Raw genomic sequence first — 17709 nt, 5'->3', positions numbered from 1 at the left:
GGATATTACCCTCTATAGATAACGGTTTACCGAAAAAGGGGTAATATTAATAGAATTTGGCTCTTCATCCAGCACTTCCTGTACCAGTTTACCTGTAGCTGGCCCAAGGCTCAAGCCCATCATACCATGCCCGGTAGCGATCACCAAATTACCCAGTTTAGTACTGGAACCAATATAAGGCAAGCCATCCGGCGAACAAGGTCTGAAGCCAAACCAGATGTCTTTATCTGCAGGTAGTGCAGGCTGGATACCGGGAAAATATCTTGGAATAGATTCCACAATTCCTTTTACCCGGTTCCTGTTGATCCGGCTGTTGATCTGATCAATCTCCATAGTTCCCCCGAAGCGGATCTGTTCTCCCATAGGCGTAACGGCAACTTTAGCTTCACATAACAAAGCGGCGATATGCATATTCTTTTGTACATCATCTACCATAAAAGAGTAGCCTTTACCTGGCATTAAAGGAATATTCAATCCCGCCTGTTTCGCAATACCAGGCGACCATGAACCGCCAGCCAGCACATAACGATCTGCGGTATGCTCCTTTCCACCTGCAGTTAAACTGCTGATCCTTCCACCGGTTTTTGAAATATGGGTTACTTCATGGTTTCTTTTGATCTGCACCCCTTGTCCTTCCAGATAGCGTGTCAGCATGGGCAGCAGCACATTAGGACTTAGATGAGCATCACAGCGGTAATGCACAGCTCCCATCACGTCCAGCTCCAGGTCCGGTTGTAAGGCCCTGCATTCCTCAGGAGAAAGATCAACAACATCTAAGCCCAGCTTTCTGGCTTCTTTAGACATCGCCAACTCCTCCTCTCCGGTGTGACCGGTCTTAAATAGCATCAGGATGCCATTTTCCTGTAAACCAAAATTCCCAAGAGCTACAGCCAGTTCCTGGTATAAATGTTTACTGAGTAATGAAATATCAATTAATGGCTGGGCAGAATTGTCCAGATGCCGTTGATTGGCACTTTTCAGAAATTTTAATCCCCAGGAGATCAATGCCGGGTTCAAAGAGGGCTTCACATAAAAAGGACTTTTACTGTTGAACATCCAGCGCAGGCCTTTTTCTACCATGCCCGGAGCAGCAAGCGGAACAAAATGACTGGGAACAATCATCCCGGCATTTCCAAAAGAACAATTGTCTGTCAGTTCTCCTTTATCCAAAACTGTGACTTCCCAGCCAGATTTATGGAGGTAATAGGCCGAGCTCAGCCCGATAATCCCTCCTCCGATGATGATAACTTTTCCCATTAAGGTTTAAATGATAATGTGGTTGAAACTTCGTGTAATTTAGAGTACCTGGAATCCTTTTGCATAGGGATCATCGTCGTCGATTTTGATGGTATTGTAGCCATAAACCTTAGCCCAGCCCTGGATACTTGGAATAATAGCGGTTATCCCTTTTAAGTTTACCACATCCTCTACCCGGCCAATAAATTTACTTCCAATAATACTTTCATGAATAAAGGAATCTCCTTTGTTCAGCTTGCCTTTAGCATGCCATTGGGCCATTCTTGCCGAGGTTCCGGTACCACAAGGTGAACGGTCAATCGCTTTATCTCCATAAAAAACTGCATTTCTTGCCGTAGAACCTAGATCCATGGTATCTCCAGCCCAAAGAATATGAGTACAGTCCTTAATGGTTGGATTTTCCGGATGTACAAAACTGTATAACTCATTGATCCTTTTTCTGATCACCCGGCTCCAGGAAATCAGTTGATCTGCAGCATACTGATCAATGCCCTTATAATTTTGCTGCGGATCTATAATCGCATAAAAATTACCGCCATAAGCGACATCAAAAGTCAGTGTTCCCAGATCCGGACATTCTACCCTCAGATCTGAAGCCGCCAGGTAAGAGGCTACATTACGAAGCTTTACATGGCTTACTTTATTATTTTCGGCAGCATATTCTATATGAACCAGCCCTGCAGGAGCCTCCATTTTCACAACTCCTGGTGTTTTAGGAATGATCAGCCCTTCTTCAATGGCAATAGTAATGGTTCCAATGGTACCGTGTCCGCACATGGGCAAACAACCACTGGTTTCTATAAATAAAACAGCTACGTCATTTTCAGGATCATGTGGAGGATAGAGGATACTTCCCGACATCATATCATGGCCCCGGGGTTCATACATCAAGCCTTGCCTGATCCAATCGTATTCTTTCAAAAAATGCTGTCTTTTCTCACTCATATTCGCACCGCTGAGATTAGGCCCTCCACCAGCCACCAGCCGTACAGGATTTCCGCAAGTATGTGCATCAACACAAAAAAAGGTCTTTACCGCCATTGTCTTTTTATTTAGTCATTTGGTTATTTACGATCCTCCAGATGCCCAGAGGATTTCCAATTTTTAGTTCATCAGGCAACAGTAAAACCGGCCAGTTTTGCCAACTCAATGGCCTTACAAATCTTTTGATCGCCATAGAACCCACAGAGGTAAACCTGCTGTCGCTGCTGGCTGGAAAAGGCCCGCCATGCTGCATGGCTGCACAAACTTCCACACCCGTAGGGACACCGTTCATCAATACCCGGCCGGCCTGCAACAATACCTGATCCAGAAGATCCGGATAAGATTCCAGTTCCGAAGCCTCGGCCATAACAGATAGCGTCAATTGTCCGCCTGCTGCTTTCAGTACCTGAAGTAATTCGGTTTCCGTATCGGCGATCACCAGCAAAGACCAGGGTCCAAAAACTTCCTCTTTCAAAGCTGGATTATTCAGAAAGTGCTGTGCCTGCACCTGAGCAATCACAGTTCTGGCCTGATTTGCTTTTTCAGCATCTCCATTTCCGGCTTGCACCAAAAGCTGTACGCCTTCTTCTTTCAATGTCTTTTCGGCTCCCGCTGAAAAATGCTTAAATATACCAGAAGTCAGCATAGTTGCGGCAGGTAATCCAGCTGCCGTTTGAATTAATTTTTCTTTAAACCGATCCAAACCGGCACCTTTTAAAGCCAAAAGCAACCCTGGATTGGTGCAAAATTGTCCTGCGCCCATGGAAATAGAGCCCGCATACTGCACGGCCATTTCCTCTGCTCTTTTCTCCAGGGCTTGTGGCAACAATACTACTGGATTGATACTGCCCATTTCTGCAAATACAGGAATGGGTACAGCACGCTCTCCCGCCAGACGGATCAAAGCCATTCCACCTTTAAAAGAACCCGTAAAGGCAACTGCAGTTACTTTTGGATGTTTCACCAACCCTGCACCGATTTCATAGCCCTGATCAAACAACAAAGAAAAAACACCGTCAGGAAGGCCATGATTTTTTGCCGCTTTAAGAATGGCCTGACCAACCAAAGCACTCGTTCCCGGATGCGCCGGATGTGCTTTCACAATCACAGGGCAACCTGCCGCCAATGCAGAGGCCGTATCGCCACCTGCAACAGAAAACGCCAACGGAAAATTACTGGCACCAAAAACCACAACCGGTCCAAGAGGCACCAGCATTCGTCTGATATCTGGTCTTGGTACAGGCAGTCGGTCAGGAAGTGCAGAATCAATCACAGCCTCTACCCAGGAGCCCTCCTCTATAAGGTCAGCAAAGAGATTCAACTGTGCTGTTGTTCTCCCTCTTTCCCCCAGAATCCTGGCTTCAGGTAAACCACTCTCTGCACAAGCCCTTTCAATCAGTTCTGGTCCCAGAGCGATAATTTCCTCCCCAATAGACCTTAAAAAGGCCGCTTTCTTGTTTTTATCAATTTTTCTGTACAGCCTAAAAGCCTCTTCTGCCTTCAATACAGCTCGCTCCACATCAGCAGGAACTGCAGGATAAAAATCACCCTCCAGTAAAGATTCAGACAGCGGGTTTACAGCCTTAAAGGCTGTAGTTCCCGCTGGTACATATTCATAACCAATGATATTTCTTCCGTCCATGATGTTTTTGTTATACCGCTTTCAATACGCCCCAGCTTCCTTCAGGAAGTTCTGGCCTGATCGCTAAAGCATCATCAATTACTTTTTGAATACGTTCGCGTTCTGCCCCTTTAAGAACCAAACGTGGTGAACGCACATATTCAGTTCCCGTGCCTGTGGCCACTTCTGCCAGTTTAATATATTGTACCAGTTTTGGATGGATATCCAGATCCAGTAAAGGCATGAACCAGCGGTAAATCTGTATGGCTTCTTCATGACGTCCTTCTTTTGCCAGGCGAAAGATAGCCACGGTTTCTTTTGGAAAGGCATCCACTAAACCAGCCACCCAGCCATGCGCCCCAATCAGGATACTTTCCAGTGCCAAAGGATCAACCCCCGTAAGGATCTTAAAACGATCCCCAAAACGATTTAACATACGGGTTACATTTCCTACATCTCTGGTAGACTCCTTAACCGCCTGAATATTTGGATATTTTTTCAGCTGCTCAAACATATCAAGGGTCACATGGATCTTATAATCTACCGGATTGTTATAGATCATAATTGGAAGATCAGTACTTTCTGCAACCGCAGAAAAGAAAGCAACAGTTTCCTCTTCAGACGCAAAATAACGAAGCGGGGGAAGAATCATCAGACCGTCCACCCCAAGTTCTGCTGCTTTCTGTGCCTGGTGAACAGCAACTTTTGTAGATTGTTCAGCAATATTAAAAATTACAGGCACCCTTCCGGCAACTTTCGCCACTGTAGCGGCAGTCAGCTTAAATTTCTCCTCTTCAGTTAATGTACTGGCTTCTCCAAGAGAACCACCCAGCACAATCCCATTTACACCGGCTTCTAATTGAGCTTCTATTCCTGCCATACAGGCATCCATATCCAATTCTTCCTCTGCTGTAAATTTAGTTGTAATAGCAGGGAACACCCCGTACCAAAAATCTTTATTCATATATATTCAATTTTTAATTCAAATTTAAAGCCTAATAAAATGGCTTTTTACCAGAAAATTACCGCATACTGGCTTTATATTAACACGTAAATCTCAGTCTTTAGCTTTCAATTTCTTCAATCCTTTTGCTTAATGGTGTTCCCAGTAAACGACTACCGTTTGAAGTGATCAGGAAATCCTCTTCTACGCGGATTCCGCCAAAATCTTTATAAGCTTCTACTGCTTCATAATTGATAAAATCCGAATACTTACCTGTGGCTTTCCACTCTTCTATCAGCTGAGGAATAAAATAGATCCCAGGTTCTACAGTAAGTACGAAATCCGGCTCCAGGGCTCTACCAAACCTTAGTGACTTCAATCCAAATTCAGTACTCTTTTGCAAGTCTGGAGTATAGCCAACATATTGTTCTCCCAGATTTTCCATATCATGCACATCCAATCCCATCATATGCCCTAAACCACATTGAAAAAACAAAGCGTGTGCACCCTGTGCCACAGCTTCCTTTGGGTCTCCTTTCATCAAACCAATGGCTTTCAATCCTGAAGCCAGTTGTTCACAAGCCAGCAAATGCACCTCTTTAAAAAGTATACCTGGTTTCAATGCTGCAATAGCACTTTCATGTGCATTTAATACAATGTTATAAATCTCTTTCTGACGTGATGTAAAAACACCACTTACCGGAAATGTTCTGGTCAGGTCGCCCGCATAATGCATCTGATTTTCAGCACCACAATCACAAAGCACCATTTGCCCATTCTGGAGCACCTGATGACTGGCATGATTGTGTAAAAACTGCCCATTCACCGTCAGTATAGTTGGAAACGCAAGATTCCCGCCTTCCGAAACAGCTATGGCCTGCAGTTGTGCTGCAATTTCAGATTCCCGAATCCCGGGCCGGGCAAGTTCCATCGCTTTTCTCTGCATGGCAACACTCACCCCAATGGCCTGCTCAATTTGAATAACCTCCTCTGCCTGCTTATAAGACCTTTGCAATACAACGGCCTGTATCAGTTCTACAGAAGGCTTTTCACTGATCCCCCAGCTCTGCAACAACAGATGTACATCTGCACGGTAAGGCGGCAGATAATGTATGGCGGAACCACCTTTAAGCGCATCCTTAAGCGAAGAAATGCAGCGAACCTGCCCCACTCCAGATTTCTCTGCCATAGAAAGCAATGAAGGTAAAGGCCCCGTCCAAACTGTATCTTCCAGACTTTGCTCCTCGCCGTAAACATATTCCTTACCCCCGTCCAGATCCATCACGAAAACCAGGTCCGGCAAATCAATTCCGGTATAATATAAAAATGTACTGTCTTGTCTAAAAGGATAATGATTGTCTCTGTAATTCATCCCCTGTTCCCGGTTACCAGGTAAAAGAATGATGCCTTTTCCGATACGACTGGCCAGTATTCTTCTTCTTTGAATATATATATCTTTTGAAAACATAATTCAAAATTATCCTAATAAGAGCATCGTATCGGCAGGATATTAACCTATATCAACAATATATTCGCCAAAATGAGCAAAAATCATACTCTTCAACATCCAAAGGATGAAGCAGTACTGAAGCAAAAACCCTCCTTTCCTCCCTAAAACAATTTCCCGGAAAACAGCAGTTGTCTTAACCAGCTAAAAAGTTGCCGATATGTGCTAAAATCCGAAGAAAACATGTTACCAGGCACAAGTAACTTTAATTTCTCCTTTCGCCACGCTGCGAAAAACAATAACCAACATAACACAACAACAATATGACACTAACCAAAAACCACATGAACAACACCATCAAAAGATACCTTTCTCTTTTGATGCTCTGTTTAATTTACCAGGTTTCCGCTGCCCAGAGCAACCTGAACATTAAAGGAAAGGTACGGGATGCTATGGATAACACGCCCCTGATTGGCGTTTCTGTTAAAGAAAAAGGCACCGCCAATGGTACCCTGGCAGACAATAATGGAAACTATAACCTGAAAGTGAGCCGTACAGATGCCACATTGATCGTTACCTATATAGGTTATACGCAGCTGGAAGTGCCAGTTAATGGCCGGCAGGAAATCAATATCCTGCTTCAGCCCGAATCAAAAGGTTTGAACGAAGTGGTCGTGGTGGGCTACGGTACACAGAAAAGAGGGGAAGTGACCAGTTCAATTGCCACCGTTAAAGCAGAAGACTTTACCAAAGGTACGGTTAGAGATGCAGGCCAGCTGATACAGGGAAAAGTAGCGGGTTTAAGGATCACAACCCCTTCGGGCGACCCAACAGGAGGCACACAGATTAATCTTCGTGGATTGAATTCTCTTAATGGTACCTCAGAACCTCTGATTTTAATAGATGGTATTCCTGGTTCACTAAATACTGTTGCACCTGAAGACATCGAAGCCATAGACGTTTTAAAAGACGGTTCTGCAGCTGCAATTTATGGAACCCGGGCAACTGGCGGTGTCATCTTAATCACCACCAGGAAAAACCCTGTAGGATCCAAATCAACTATTGAATACACCAATTATGTAAATATCCAAAAGATTGTTAAAAAGCCTGAAATGCTTACTGCTGATGATTATCGCCGGCTGATCAGTCAGGGTGTTAAATACACTGATTACGGGGGCAACACCAACTGGCTGGACGAGATCTTACAAAATCCGGTAAGCCAAAACCATAACCTTAGTCTATTTGGCGGAAATTCCACCACCAATTTCAGCGGCTCGGTAAACTACAGGGATTGGGAAGGTATATTTCTAAAGACCGGGCAGAAACGTTTAACTGTCCGTGCAGCCTTAAATCATTCCATGTTCGACGATAAACTGAAAACCAATATCACTGTTATCAACCGAAGCATCACCTCTTCACAAGGTGGAGCAGATGGTTATGCCTATCGTCAGGCCATTATCCGTAACCCAACCGATAATATCTATAATGATAAAGGTAAATGGCAGGAACGGGACATCTATTTCTATGATAACCCTTTGTCCAGGATCAATGAAGCTACCAACGACGCCAGACTTAGGGAAACCCGCATCAACGGAAGTTTGGATTACCGTCCGATCAAAGACCTGAGTATCAAATTACTGGCTTCCAATATTCAAACCAACAACCTGTACGGAAGCAGTACCACCTTTGAACATGTAAACACAACCAAATCGAAACTGAATGGTACAGCCTCCCGTTCTACCACTGCCGCCACAGAAAACCTGGTCGAATTGACAACCAACTATACCAAAAGTATAGGTCATCACAATTTTAGCATTCTGGGAGGATACAGTTGGCAGGATGCCGTTAATGAAAATTTCTATGCTTATAATTTTGATTTTCCAACGGATGCCTATAGTTACAATAACCTCCAAACCGGTGCCGCTCTAAAGGAAGGAAAAGCGGATATGACCAGCAATAAAAACAAATGGCAACTGGCTGGTTTTTTTAGCAGATTAACCTACAACTGGAATGAAAAATATCTGTTTATGGCCAGTATCCGGAGAGAAGGTTCTTCTAAATTTGGAACCAATTATCACTGGGGTTCATTTCCGGCAGCTTCAGTTGGCTGGCGTGTAAGTAAGGAAGATTTTATGAAGGCAGTTCCTGAAATTTCCGATTTAAAATTAAGGGCAGGGTACGGTGTAACCGGGACGATCGCCAGTGATCCTTATAACTCACAGACCAGCTATAAATATGACTATGCAGAAGGCGCCTATATTGATGGCAAATGGGTGCCTGGTTTTGTTCCGGCCAGAAATTTCAATCCTGATCTTCGCTGGGAAAGAAAGACAGAGTATAATGCAGGGATAGACTTCGGTTTATTTAAAAACAGAATCACCGGATCGTTGGATTATTACACCAGAACCGTAGATGATCTCCTTTACAATTTTGCCGTACCAACTCCTCCATTCCTAACCGGTAACATGCTGCTCAATGCCGGAACTATGAAAAACTCAGGCTTTGAAGCCTTGATCAATGTAAAGGCAGTAGATACCAAACTCATAAAATGGAACTCCAGTATTACCTTTTCCACCAATAAAAACAAACTGGTCAATTTATCCAATGATAAGTTTGACGTCACTATAGATTTCATCAACGCGGGGTACACCGGTGAACCTATACAAACCTATACGCACCGTGTAAAAGTAGGTGGCCCAATAGGTCAGTTCTTCGTACTTAAGAGTGTAGGTGTAGATGACAATGGAAAATGGTTGGTAGAAAGTAAAGACGGCAAGGTCATTCCCATTTCTCAATCCAGCGATGACGACCGGCAGTACTATGGAAACGGCATACCTAAATACCTGTTGGGCTGGAACAATACCTTTAAGATCAAAAACTTTGATTTCGAAGTCAATGTTAGAGGCGCTTTTGGTCATGATGTACTGAACATGCAGCGGATGTATTATGAAAATCCGGTAAACAAAGCCTATAATGCTTTAAAAACCGCTTACGACCCGAAATACGGAAAAACACTGAATAGCGATCTGGTCTATGTAAGTGACTATATTGAGAAAGCAGATTATGTTAAAATTGACAACGTCACCTTAGGTTATACCTTTTCCGATAAACTGATCAAAGGAATCAGGAACCTCAGAATATACGTTTCTGCATTAAACCTGTTTACCATTACTAAATACAAAGGTCTGGATCCAGAAGCTGTAAGTTATACCGGTGACTTCAGCTTTGCACCGGGTATCGAAAACAGAGATACTTATCCAACCACAAGAACATTTACCGCAGGCCTTAACGTCTCTTTTTAAGCTTTAACTGATAACATCATGAAAACAAAAATATTATTTATACTTATTGCAGCTTTTGGATGTGCAGGCACCCTGAGCTCCTGTACCAAACTGGATGAAGAAGTCTACTCTGAAGTACTTCCTTCCAAGTTCACTCCAACAGAAAAAGATCTTCCAACCATTCTGGCACCAACTTATGCCTCTCTCAGAACGGTGATGTGTGGATGGCAGGGGTATTTTGACCTGCAGGAAGAAGCTGCAGACTGTATCATTACACCGGTTCGTCCAAACGGATGGGATGATGCCGGAACCTATCGCCGGATGCATCAGCATGCCTGGACGACGCAAGAATGGCAGCCGTACAACACCTGGATTAATGCTTTTGCCACCATCACCAAAACCAATACCATCCTTTCCCAAATCGATGCTGGTACCCTTCAGCTGGGCGATATCAAAGCAGGGGTAGTTGCAGAACTCCGCGCGGTCAGAGCATTTGGCTATTACCTGTTGCTAGACAACCACGGAAATGTACCGATCATTACCAAAGTAGACCCCGATGATAAAACCCTGCCTAAACAAAACACCAGGGCCGAAGTGTATGCTTTCGTTGTAAAAGAGCTCAATGAAATTATGCCGTCGCTGAGCGAAGATGCAAAAACCACCTACGGCAGGTTAAACAAATGGGGTGTAAAAGCCTTGCTGGCTAAGATATATCTGAACTCAGAGGTCTACGTGGGCACCGCTGAATATGCAAAATGCATTAAAGAAGCCAATGACATCATAGCTAGTGGCAAATATCGTCTGGACAACAATTATTCAGATGTATTTACTTATACCAACCAGAACTCTGCGGAAATTATATTTGCCATTCCATACGATGAAATTTATGGCGTAGGCAATCAGATCCACATGAAAACACTGGACCCTTTGAGCCAGGGCGTATATCAGATGACTGCGCAACCATGGGGAGGTAACTGCGCTGTACCCCAGTTTATAAAGACCTATGACCCGGAAGACAGCAGGTTGAAAGACTCCTGGATCCAGGGGCCGCAATCCAATCCTTTAACCGGGCAGGTTCTCATCACCTATGTCAACTCAGTACCGGGAATGGGCGGCTTGGACGGCATAGTTGCCCCAAGCAATGCAGGTTTTAGAATTGGAAAATTTGTGATCAAACAAAAAGCCACCAGCAACCTGGACAACGACTTTCCTTTTCTTCGTTACGGAGATGTGCTGATGATGAAAGCAGAAGCCTTGCTGAGAACAGGTGATCCTGATGGGGCGGCTAGCCTGGTTACCCAGGTAAGACAGCGTGCCTTTAAAAGCAATGCATCCAAAGCTACTATAAGTGGTGCAGACCTGCTTAAAGGAAGTATTTATCAGTACGGATTGCAGGCACCTGATGGAACGATATCCGCTTCAAATGGTGGTGCTGATATTAAATATGGCCGCTTCCTGGATGAACTGGGATGGGAATTTGCTGCAGAAGCACATCGTCGTCAGGACCTGATCCGCTTTGGAATATATGAGACCAAACAATGGTTCAACCATTCTCCGAAATCCCCAACCCGCAGTTTATTTCCAATTCCGCAGGATGAAATTGCAAAAAACCCTAATTTAAAGCAGAATCCAGGTTATTAAACCATTTATGTTGAAGTCAAACCTATTATTCTTATAAAAAAAGAAGGATAAGATCGAAGGGTACTTAAGCTTAGGCGGGCCGAAAAAGCCCGCAAACCTTAAAAGGCCTTCTCCCTTATTCCTTCTTTTTTTCTGGGCGCATAGACCGAAAAAGCTCCTGTTATTTATGGTGAAATTAAGCCCAGGCTTTATCGCCCTTTTTATAAGGAACAGTTCCATCAAAGCGTCCAGGAACAGCAATATACCTTAACGCCTGAGTACAACCAGCTTCTGAGGTGAAATACCCCAGCATGGTCAATTGCTTCATCATGATGAAATAATGATTTGGCAGGCCAGCAAAGTCCTTATTCTTTTTACGCTCTACTTCTTCTAACCCACTTTTTTTAGACTGATATTCTTTCGCTTCTTTATCAAGGTTTACTAATAACGACTGTCTTTGTGCCGGAGTCACTTTTAAAAAACCTGAACCATGCATTTTTTTACAGGCTGCATCAAGTTGACCAATACCAGCATAAAAAGTTTTTTGATCTTTATCTTCATAACAATCATTGACCATAACCGTCATAAAAGTGCCAACCTTAGCTGCTTTAGCACCAGGGCTTTTAGTGGCAGGCAAAATGGTTTCTGAAACTTCGTTCAAAAAATCTACTTCTTCCGGAGTAAAATCTATTGCATTTTTTGGTCCCTTTTTTTCAGGATTGCAACCAACCAGCAAAGCACTACTTCCGATCATCACGCCACCTGTGAGCAACGCAATCATTTTTAAAAGCTCTCTTCTTTCCATAAGGCTAAATATTGTTTTTCTTCAACTCACTCACGGCATAATCTACAGCTCTTGCTGTCAGCGCCATATAGGTTAACGAAGGGTTTTGGCAGGCAGATGAAGTCATGCAGGCACCATCAGTAACAAATACATTCATACAATCCCATACCTGGTTCCATTTATTCAGAACTGATGTTTTTGGGTCTCTGCCCATTCTTGCCGTGCCCATCTCATGAATACCGTGTCCTAAAGCATGACCACCATCCCATGTACGAATATTTTTTACGCCTACAGCATCAAACATCGCCCGCATTTCTTCCTGCATATCTTTGCGCATTTTGAATTCATTCTCTTTTAATTCTGCATCCATAGCCAAGACAGGCAAGCCCCATTTATCTTTCTTATGAGGATCCAGCGAAACTTTATTCTCATGATAAGGAAGAATTTCACCAAATGCAGTTGCTCCGATTGTCCACTGACCTGGTTCTGTCAACGCATCTTTAAAATCTCCGCCAATATTTAATTCCGCAATCTCTCTGCTCCATCCCTCTCTGCTTGCTCCGCCCTGGTAACCAAAACCACGTAGGTAATCTCTTTTATCACCGCCTAAATTGGCAAATCTTGGAATGTAAAAACCGTTCGCTCTCCGCCCAAATACATATTGATCTTCATAACCTTCTATAGTACCCGAAGCACCTATATTATAATGATGATCCATTACATTATGTCCTAATTCACCACTACTGCTTCCCAATCCGCCTGGCCATACATCAGTTGCAGAATTAAATAAAATCCATGCGGTGTTTAGTGTTGAAGCACATAAAAAGACGATTTTGCTTTTAAACTCATAAGTCTGATTGTTTTCTGTATCCAGAATCTCCACACCCCGGGCCTTTTTAGTATCCTTATCATACAACACCTGCTTTACTAAGGAATAAGGTCTTACGGTAAGATTTCCTGTTTTCATTGCCGCTGGTAAGGTAGAAGATTGCGTACTGAAATACCCACCAAATGGACATCCTTCCCAACATCTGTTTCTGAACTGGCATTTTGTTCTTCCCGGAATCTCAGCCGTAAGATTTGCAGTCCGGCCAATAATCATATGCCTCTTTTCTTTATAATGCTTTTTGATTCTTGCCGCCACATCTTTCTCCACACAATTCAATTCCATAGGTGGCAAAAAGTGTCCGTCTGGCAAATGTTCAAGATTTTCATGGGAACCGCTGATTCCAGCAAATTTCTCTACATGCTCATACCATGGAGCCAGATCAGCATACCCAATAGGCCACGGGGTTGCTATGCCTTCTTTCTCATTTGCCTCAAAATCCATTTGACTCCAGCGATAAGATTGTCGTCCCCATAAAATAGAGCGTCCTCCCATCCGGTAACTACGCCACCAGGTAAAAGGTTTAATTTCTGTATACGGACAATCTTCTTCATTTGCCCAAGCGTCCATTACGGCTTCAGAAGCTGCCCAGCCACGATGGATAACAGGATATTTCTTTCTTTGTTCAGTCGTCGTATTTCCGCGGTGTTCAAACTCCCATGGATTTTTCTGAGCAGTTTTATAATCTTTAATATGATCGTAAGGACCACCTCTTTCTAACATCAGGACTTTTAAGCCTTTTTCACAAAGTTCCTTTGCAGCCCAGCCCCCGCTGATACCGGAACCAACTACAATTGCGTCGTATGTATTTTCCATAATTAGCAGTTTGTTGAAATTTCATGCATAAGATATATTTGGTTTTTATCCCAGCTGCTCCAAAACAACCAGGATCATTAGTTTTAAATTTACAGGAATATATGAGCGTCATACAACTGTTATTTACTGAAAAAAGTATGTTATCTGATCAACTTTCAGATTAAAGTATCCTATATTAGGTTAATATAGCGGTTAAAACTAATAGGCATCGACTCACATGAAAACACTTATCCAGAAAATTCACGTAGAAGAACACCATTCTTTCGCCTGCCGGACTTACAAAACGCCTGATTTTGAAACGGCCTGGCATAAGCATCCTGAATGTGAATTAATACTGATTACTGAAGGAAATGGGACAGCTTTGATTGGTGATTACATTGGAGAGTACAAGCAAGGTGATTTATTTTTCCTGAGCCCTAATGTTCCGCACTGGTTCAGAAAATCGCAGCAAAAAATGGTTGGAAGTGCAATAGTCATTCATTTTTTAAGAGACTTCTGGGGAGAGACATTTTTATCCTTGCCAGAAATGAAAAATGTATCCCGGCAACTGGACAACAACAATATGGGTATTCAATTATTGGGAGACTCCAAAAATGATATTGTTTTATTAATTAAGCAACTGGAACATGCAGAAGGAATGGAGCGTATTTATCTGCTATTAAACTGCGTGCAAAAAATCAGTGTTTCAACTGTGCAAAAGGTAATTACCTCAGCCTTTCATACAATCACCAGTGGTGAGGAAAATTCTGTCATCGAAAAAATAATAGATTATTCTTTCAAGAATTTCCTCAAACCTATTTCTCTTAAAGAAGTTGCAGAAATCACCAGTATGTCAATTCCCTCCTTCTGCCGTTTTTTTAAAAGGAATATTAAAAAAAGCTATTTTGATTTTATCCGGGAAATCAGGATTGGCCATGCTTGTAAACTTCTGCGAGAAACCAACCGGCCAGTTCTGGATATTTGTTACGATAGTGGTTATAACAGCTCGGCACATTTCACTAAACAATTCAAAGCGGTAACCAAAATCCCTCCTACTCAATACAGAAAACAACATATCAAATAACAATACCAAAAGTAAAGCCCCGCTAAGATCTACCTTGGTAAGACAGGTCTTGGCATTTTATATTGTGCCGCACTCATTGCTCCCAAAAATGCAACAATTGCCTCTTTCTCAGCCTTGGTCAGATGGAGAGGTTTAAGTAGCTTATCTGTTTGCGGATACAAAGGATCCTTCACTTTTTGCTCAGGTTTCGGATCTATCATATGCATCCCACTGTTATAAATATTAATTACACCTTCTATATTGTCAAATAAACCATTATGCATCCAAGGCCCGCCGTGCATTACATCGCGCAATGAAGGCGTCCTGAATTTACCTACATCCTCCGGATTTTTAGTAATTTTATACCTTCCCAAATCTTCATATTTACGCTTATAGTAGGTAAGACCTATATTATGGAATTCTTCATCTGTAAGATATTGCCCATAATGACAGTTCATACAACGTGCTTTAGTTCTAAACAAGTGCAACCCCTCGATTTCCTGATCAGTAAGTGCCTTGGTTCGACCGGCAAGGAAGAGGTCAAAGCGACTTTGTCTGCTGGTTATTGTACGCTCAAATGAAGCAATGGCACTAACAATTTTATCATAAGTGACCTTCTCATCGCCAAAAGCCGCTTTAAACAATTCCGTATACTCTTTAATACCCCCTATTTTCTTACCTACTTTTTTAGGCTCCATCGCCATTTCGTTATGCGCCTCGATTGGCCCCTTAGCCTGACCCTCTAAAGTTGTAGCACGTCCGTCCCAAAACAGCGTCTTACGTTGTGCAACATTTAATAAAGAAATTGTATTTCGCTTCCCGCTTAAATGATCATTACCCAATGCAACAGAGCGTTTATCTCCCCAGGAAATTTGCGGATCGTGACAACTGCTGCAGGAAATTTGTCCCGATCCAGACAACAAGGGATCAAAAAACAACAACTTTCCCAACTTCACTTCCGGCTGCTCCATTAGCCTAAAATAACTGGTATCTATTTTAGGTAAGGCCTCAAACTCTTTCCACGCAACACCCGAATCAATATCGGCTTTTGGCCATTCTGAAATCGGCTTACTGTATAATGCACGAAGATTTACAGGATCATTTAAAAATGCAGACGCAACAACAAATATGGAAATGGAGAAGAAAATAAGAAGTCCTCTGTGCATGACTTTAGAAAAATAAATAATTAAAAAATAAAACCTGTAGAAAAGAGAACCTGTATTCTCTTGGGATTGGATGCCGCCTTTAAGCTAATATACTTGGCAGCACCCTGAACGGAAGCAAACTCAACAAACAAAAACAGAACGAAAACAAGCAGAAACAGAAAAAAAATACTGCTTCCCCTTTTAAAATACAACTTAACAAATAGCTTATTATTATTTAGACTCATTATTAACAAATGCAAATCTAAACTTTTCCTCCTAAAAACAGCACCCTAACAACAATTTTATTTTTTAACCTAATGCCCACCCTTGCTATGCTATATACCTGGTCTCTCCATCTCTCTGCAATTTGCCGGAAAATTTTGTCCTGCTGATGAGGCGGCCTCAGAGATCTGTGACTGTTTCCGCCAACCTGATATCCTCAGCCCAGAAACAGGAGGGCAAAATTTTCACAATTTCTACAAAATAATCACTTTCCTTCCTTCGAGCTTAAACTTTACATCCCCCGTCAATTCCAACATATGTAATACGTTAGATAAATTCTCATATTTAGAAATAGAACCACCAAAACTTAAATTTGCGATATTCTTATTTTCAAAGACAACCTCCACATCATACCACCTGGAAATTTGCTTCATTATATTTTCCATAGACTCATTTCTAAAAGAAAACGCCCCATCCTTCCAGGCCACGACACTCGCCAGATCTACCTGCTTTACTTTGATCCCGCCTATCGAATTCATCGCCATCTCTCCTGGCCTCAATAACACATGATTCTGCAGAGCGCTCATGCCCATCATATTTAAGGAGGACGGCCCAACTGGCGACGTAGTCAGGCTCACACTCCCTTCGAGTAAGGCCGTCCTGGCCTCACTATCATCCGCATAACAACGCACATCAAAATGTGTCCCCAAAACCTGAACCACCTGCCCATTGCTCTCCACTAAAAAGGGTTTGGATCTATCCTTAGAAACCTCGAAATAGGCTTCGCCGCTCAACTTAACCCTACGTTCTCCACGCCCGTTAAAAGAAATAGGATATGCTAAAGTTGAGGCAGCGTTTAGCCATATCATCGTGCCATCCGGCAATGAGATTTTATAATTTCCACCTCGAGGTGTCTCAATCCTGTTCATCTCCGCAATACTTGCCCCACCCGGATGATCCGTGTATACAATCTTTCCATCTCCGGTTTTAACAATCCTGGTATCAGCCTGCATCGCTAGCAAACCAATATTCGCGCCTTCCAAACGAATAGTTTCGCCACTGCTCAAAACCAAAACTGCCCTGTTAGAGCCTGGCCCGATATCATTCGGGAACCGCTTATAATGCAAAGAATCTTTAAAGAAATAAACAAACAATACCATAAAAGCAACTGTAGCCGCAGCTAAAACTGCCCCGCGTATATTCAGTCTCAATAGCCGCTTTGGTATCGGTACCACAAAAGCAAGCTCACGATCAATAGCGTTTCGTATCTCTTCACGAACATCCTTCAGTTCAAGCTCTGACAAACCAGAAGGTTCATCTTCCCGAAATTTATGCACCAGATACCGTACCAGTACAAGTTCAGAGCTGGTACATTTCCCGGTCTGAAACCTTTCCATTAAGTCTTGTATTTGTTGATTGTCCATAACTCAACTATTATATTTCTTAAATAAATATCAACCCGTATAAAAAACAAGAATTTCAATTTTCGAAAGGAGAATAAGCATTAATAAGAAAGCGTACGATACATAAGTGAATCAAAAAATTGAACCCAAACTTATTCCATAAAAACAAAAAATAATGGAATTATAACATCAATTACTGGTACTTCAGACACGTATGAAATAATAAAACTGACCAAAAGATGTTACAGAGTCCAACGA

Annotated in this window: 12 protein-coding genes; 3 read left to right on the top strand and 9 right to left on the bottom strand. The window is 42.6% G+C overall.

What is annotated here, in order from left to right:
• Window positions 1-12: 12 nt before the first annotated feature.
• The 5 genes from DBR11_RS20370 to DBR11_RS20350 all read right to left on the bottom strand — a co-directional run bounded on the left by DBR11_RS20370 (window position 13) and on the right by DBR11_RS20350 (window position 6273).
• Entirely contained in the window at window positions 13-1257 is a 1245-nt protein-coding gene (locus DBR11_RS20370) for an FAD-binding oxidoreductase (protein ID WP_108554464.1), read from the bottom strand.
• A gap of 39 nt (window positions 1258-1296) precedes the next feature.
• Window positions 1297-2298 (bottom strand): 4-hydroxyproline epimerase, encoded by a 1002-nt coding sequence (locus tag DBR11_RS20365; protein ID WP_108554463.1) that lies wholly within the window; start codon window positions 2296-2298, stop codon window positions 1297-1299.
• 7 nt (window positions 2299-2305) lie between these two features.
• Complete coding sequence (locus DBR11_RS20360; RefSeq protein WP_108554462.1) at window positions 2306-3883, bottom strand: aldehyde dehydrogenase (NADP(+)); 1578 nt, start codon at window positions 3881-3883, stop codon at window positions 2306-2308.
• 10 nt (window positions 3884-3893) lie between these two features.
• Window positions 3894-4826, bottom strand: coding sequence for a dihydrodipicolinate synthase family protein (locus tag DBR11_RS20355; protein WP_108554461.1), 933 nt, complete (start codon window positions 4824-4826; stop codon window positions 3894-3896).
• Between the two features lie 100 nt (window positions 4827-4926).
• Window positions 4927-6273 (bottom strand): aminopeptidase P family protein, encoded by a 1347-nt coding sequence (locus DBR11_RS20350; protein ID WP_108554460.1) that lies wholly within the window; start codon window positions 6271-6273, stop codon window positions 4927-4929.
• 302 nt (window positions 6274-6575) lie between these two features.
• On the opposite strand from DBR11_RS20350, the gene DBR11_RS20345 reads away from it, so the two are divergent.
• Both DBR11_RS20345 and DBR11_RS20340 read left to right on the top strand, forming a co-directional pair.
• Complete coding sequence (locus DBR11_RS20345; RefSeq protein ID WP_108554459.1) at window positions 6576-9554, top strand: SusC/RagA family TonB-linked outer membrane protein; 2979 nt, start codon at window positions 6576-6578, stop codon at window positions 9552-9554.
• Window positions 9555-9572: 18 nt separating this feature from the next.
• On the top strand, window positions 9573-11174 hold the full coding sequence (locus DBR11_RS20340) for a RagB/SusD family nutrient uptake outer membrane protein (protein ID WP_108554458.1): 1602 nt from the start codon (window positions 9573-9575) through the stop codon (window positions 11172-11174).
• Window positions 11175-11349: 175 nt separating this feature from the next.
• Here DBR11_RS20340 and DBR11_RS20335 read toward each other — a convergent pair whose 3' ends face one another.
• Together DBR11_RS20335 and DBR11_RS20330 are read right to left on the bottom strand one after the other, a co-directional pair.
• Entirely contained in the window at window positions 11350-11958 is a 609-nt protein-coding gene (locus tag DBR11_RS20335; protein WP_108554457.1) for a gluconate 2-dehydrogenase subunit 3 family protein, read from the bottom strand.
• Window positions 11959-11962: 4 nt separating this feature from the next.
• Complete coding sequence (locus tag DBR11_RS20330; protein ID WP_108554456.1) at window positions 11963-13642, bottom strand: GMC oxidoreductase; 1680 nt, start codon at window positions 13640-13642, stop codon at window positions 11963-11965.
• Between the two features lie 214 nt (window positions 13643-13856).
• Here DBR11_RS20330 and DBR11_RS20325 point away from each other — a divergent pair, with 214 nt between their 5' ends.
• Window positions 13857-14702 (top strand): AraC family transcriptional regulator, encoded by an 846-nt coding sequence (locus DBR11_RS20325; protein ID WP_108554455.1) that lies wholly within the window; start codon window positions 13857-13859, stop codon window positions 14700-14702.
• A 29-nt stretch (window positions 14703-14731) separates the two neighbouring features.
• Here DBR11_RS20325 and DBR11_RS20320 read toward each other — a convergent pair whose 3' ends face one another.
• Both DBR11_RS20320 and DBR11_RS20310 read right to left on the bottom strand, forming a co-directional pair.
• On the bottom strand, window positions 14732-15847 hold the full coding sequence (locus DBR11_RS20320; RefSeq protein WP_108554454.1) for a cytochrome-c peroxidase: 1116 nt from the start codon (window positions 15845-15847) through the stop codon (window positions 14732-14734).
• Window positions 15848-16302: 455 nt separating this feature from the next.
• Window positions 16303-17445: a FecR family protein gene (locus tag DBR11_RS20310; RefSeq protein ID WP_158275342.1), complete on the bottom strand. Its 1143-nt coding sequence runs from the start codon at window positions 17443-17445 to the stop codon at window positions 16303-16305.
• Window positions 17446-17709 lie beyond the last annotated feature (264 nt).

The sequence above is a fragment of the Pedobacter sp. HMWF019 genome (assembly GCF_003061025.1).
GTDB lineage: Bacteria > Bacteroidota > Bacteroidia > Sphingobacteriales > Sphingobacteriaceae > Pedobacter.
Note: the sequence above shows the minus strand (reverse complement) of the source record. Positions and strands in the feature narration are given on the sequence as shown.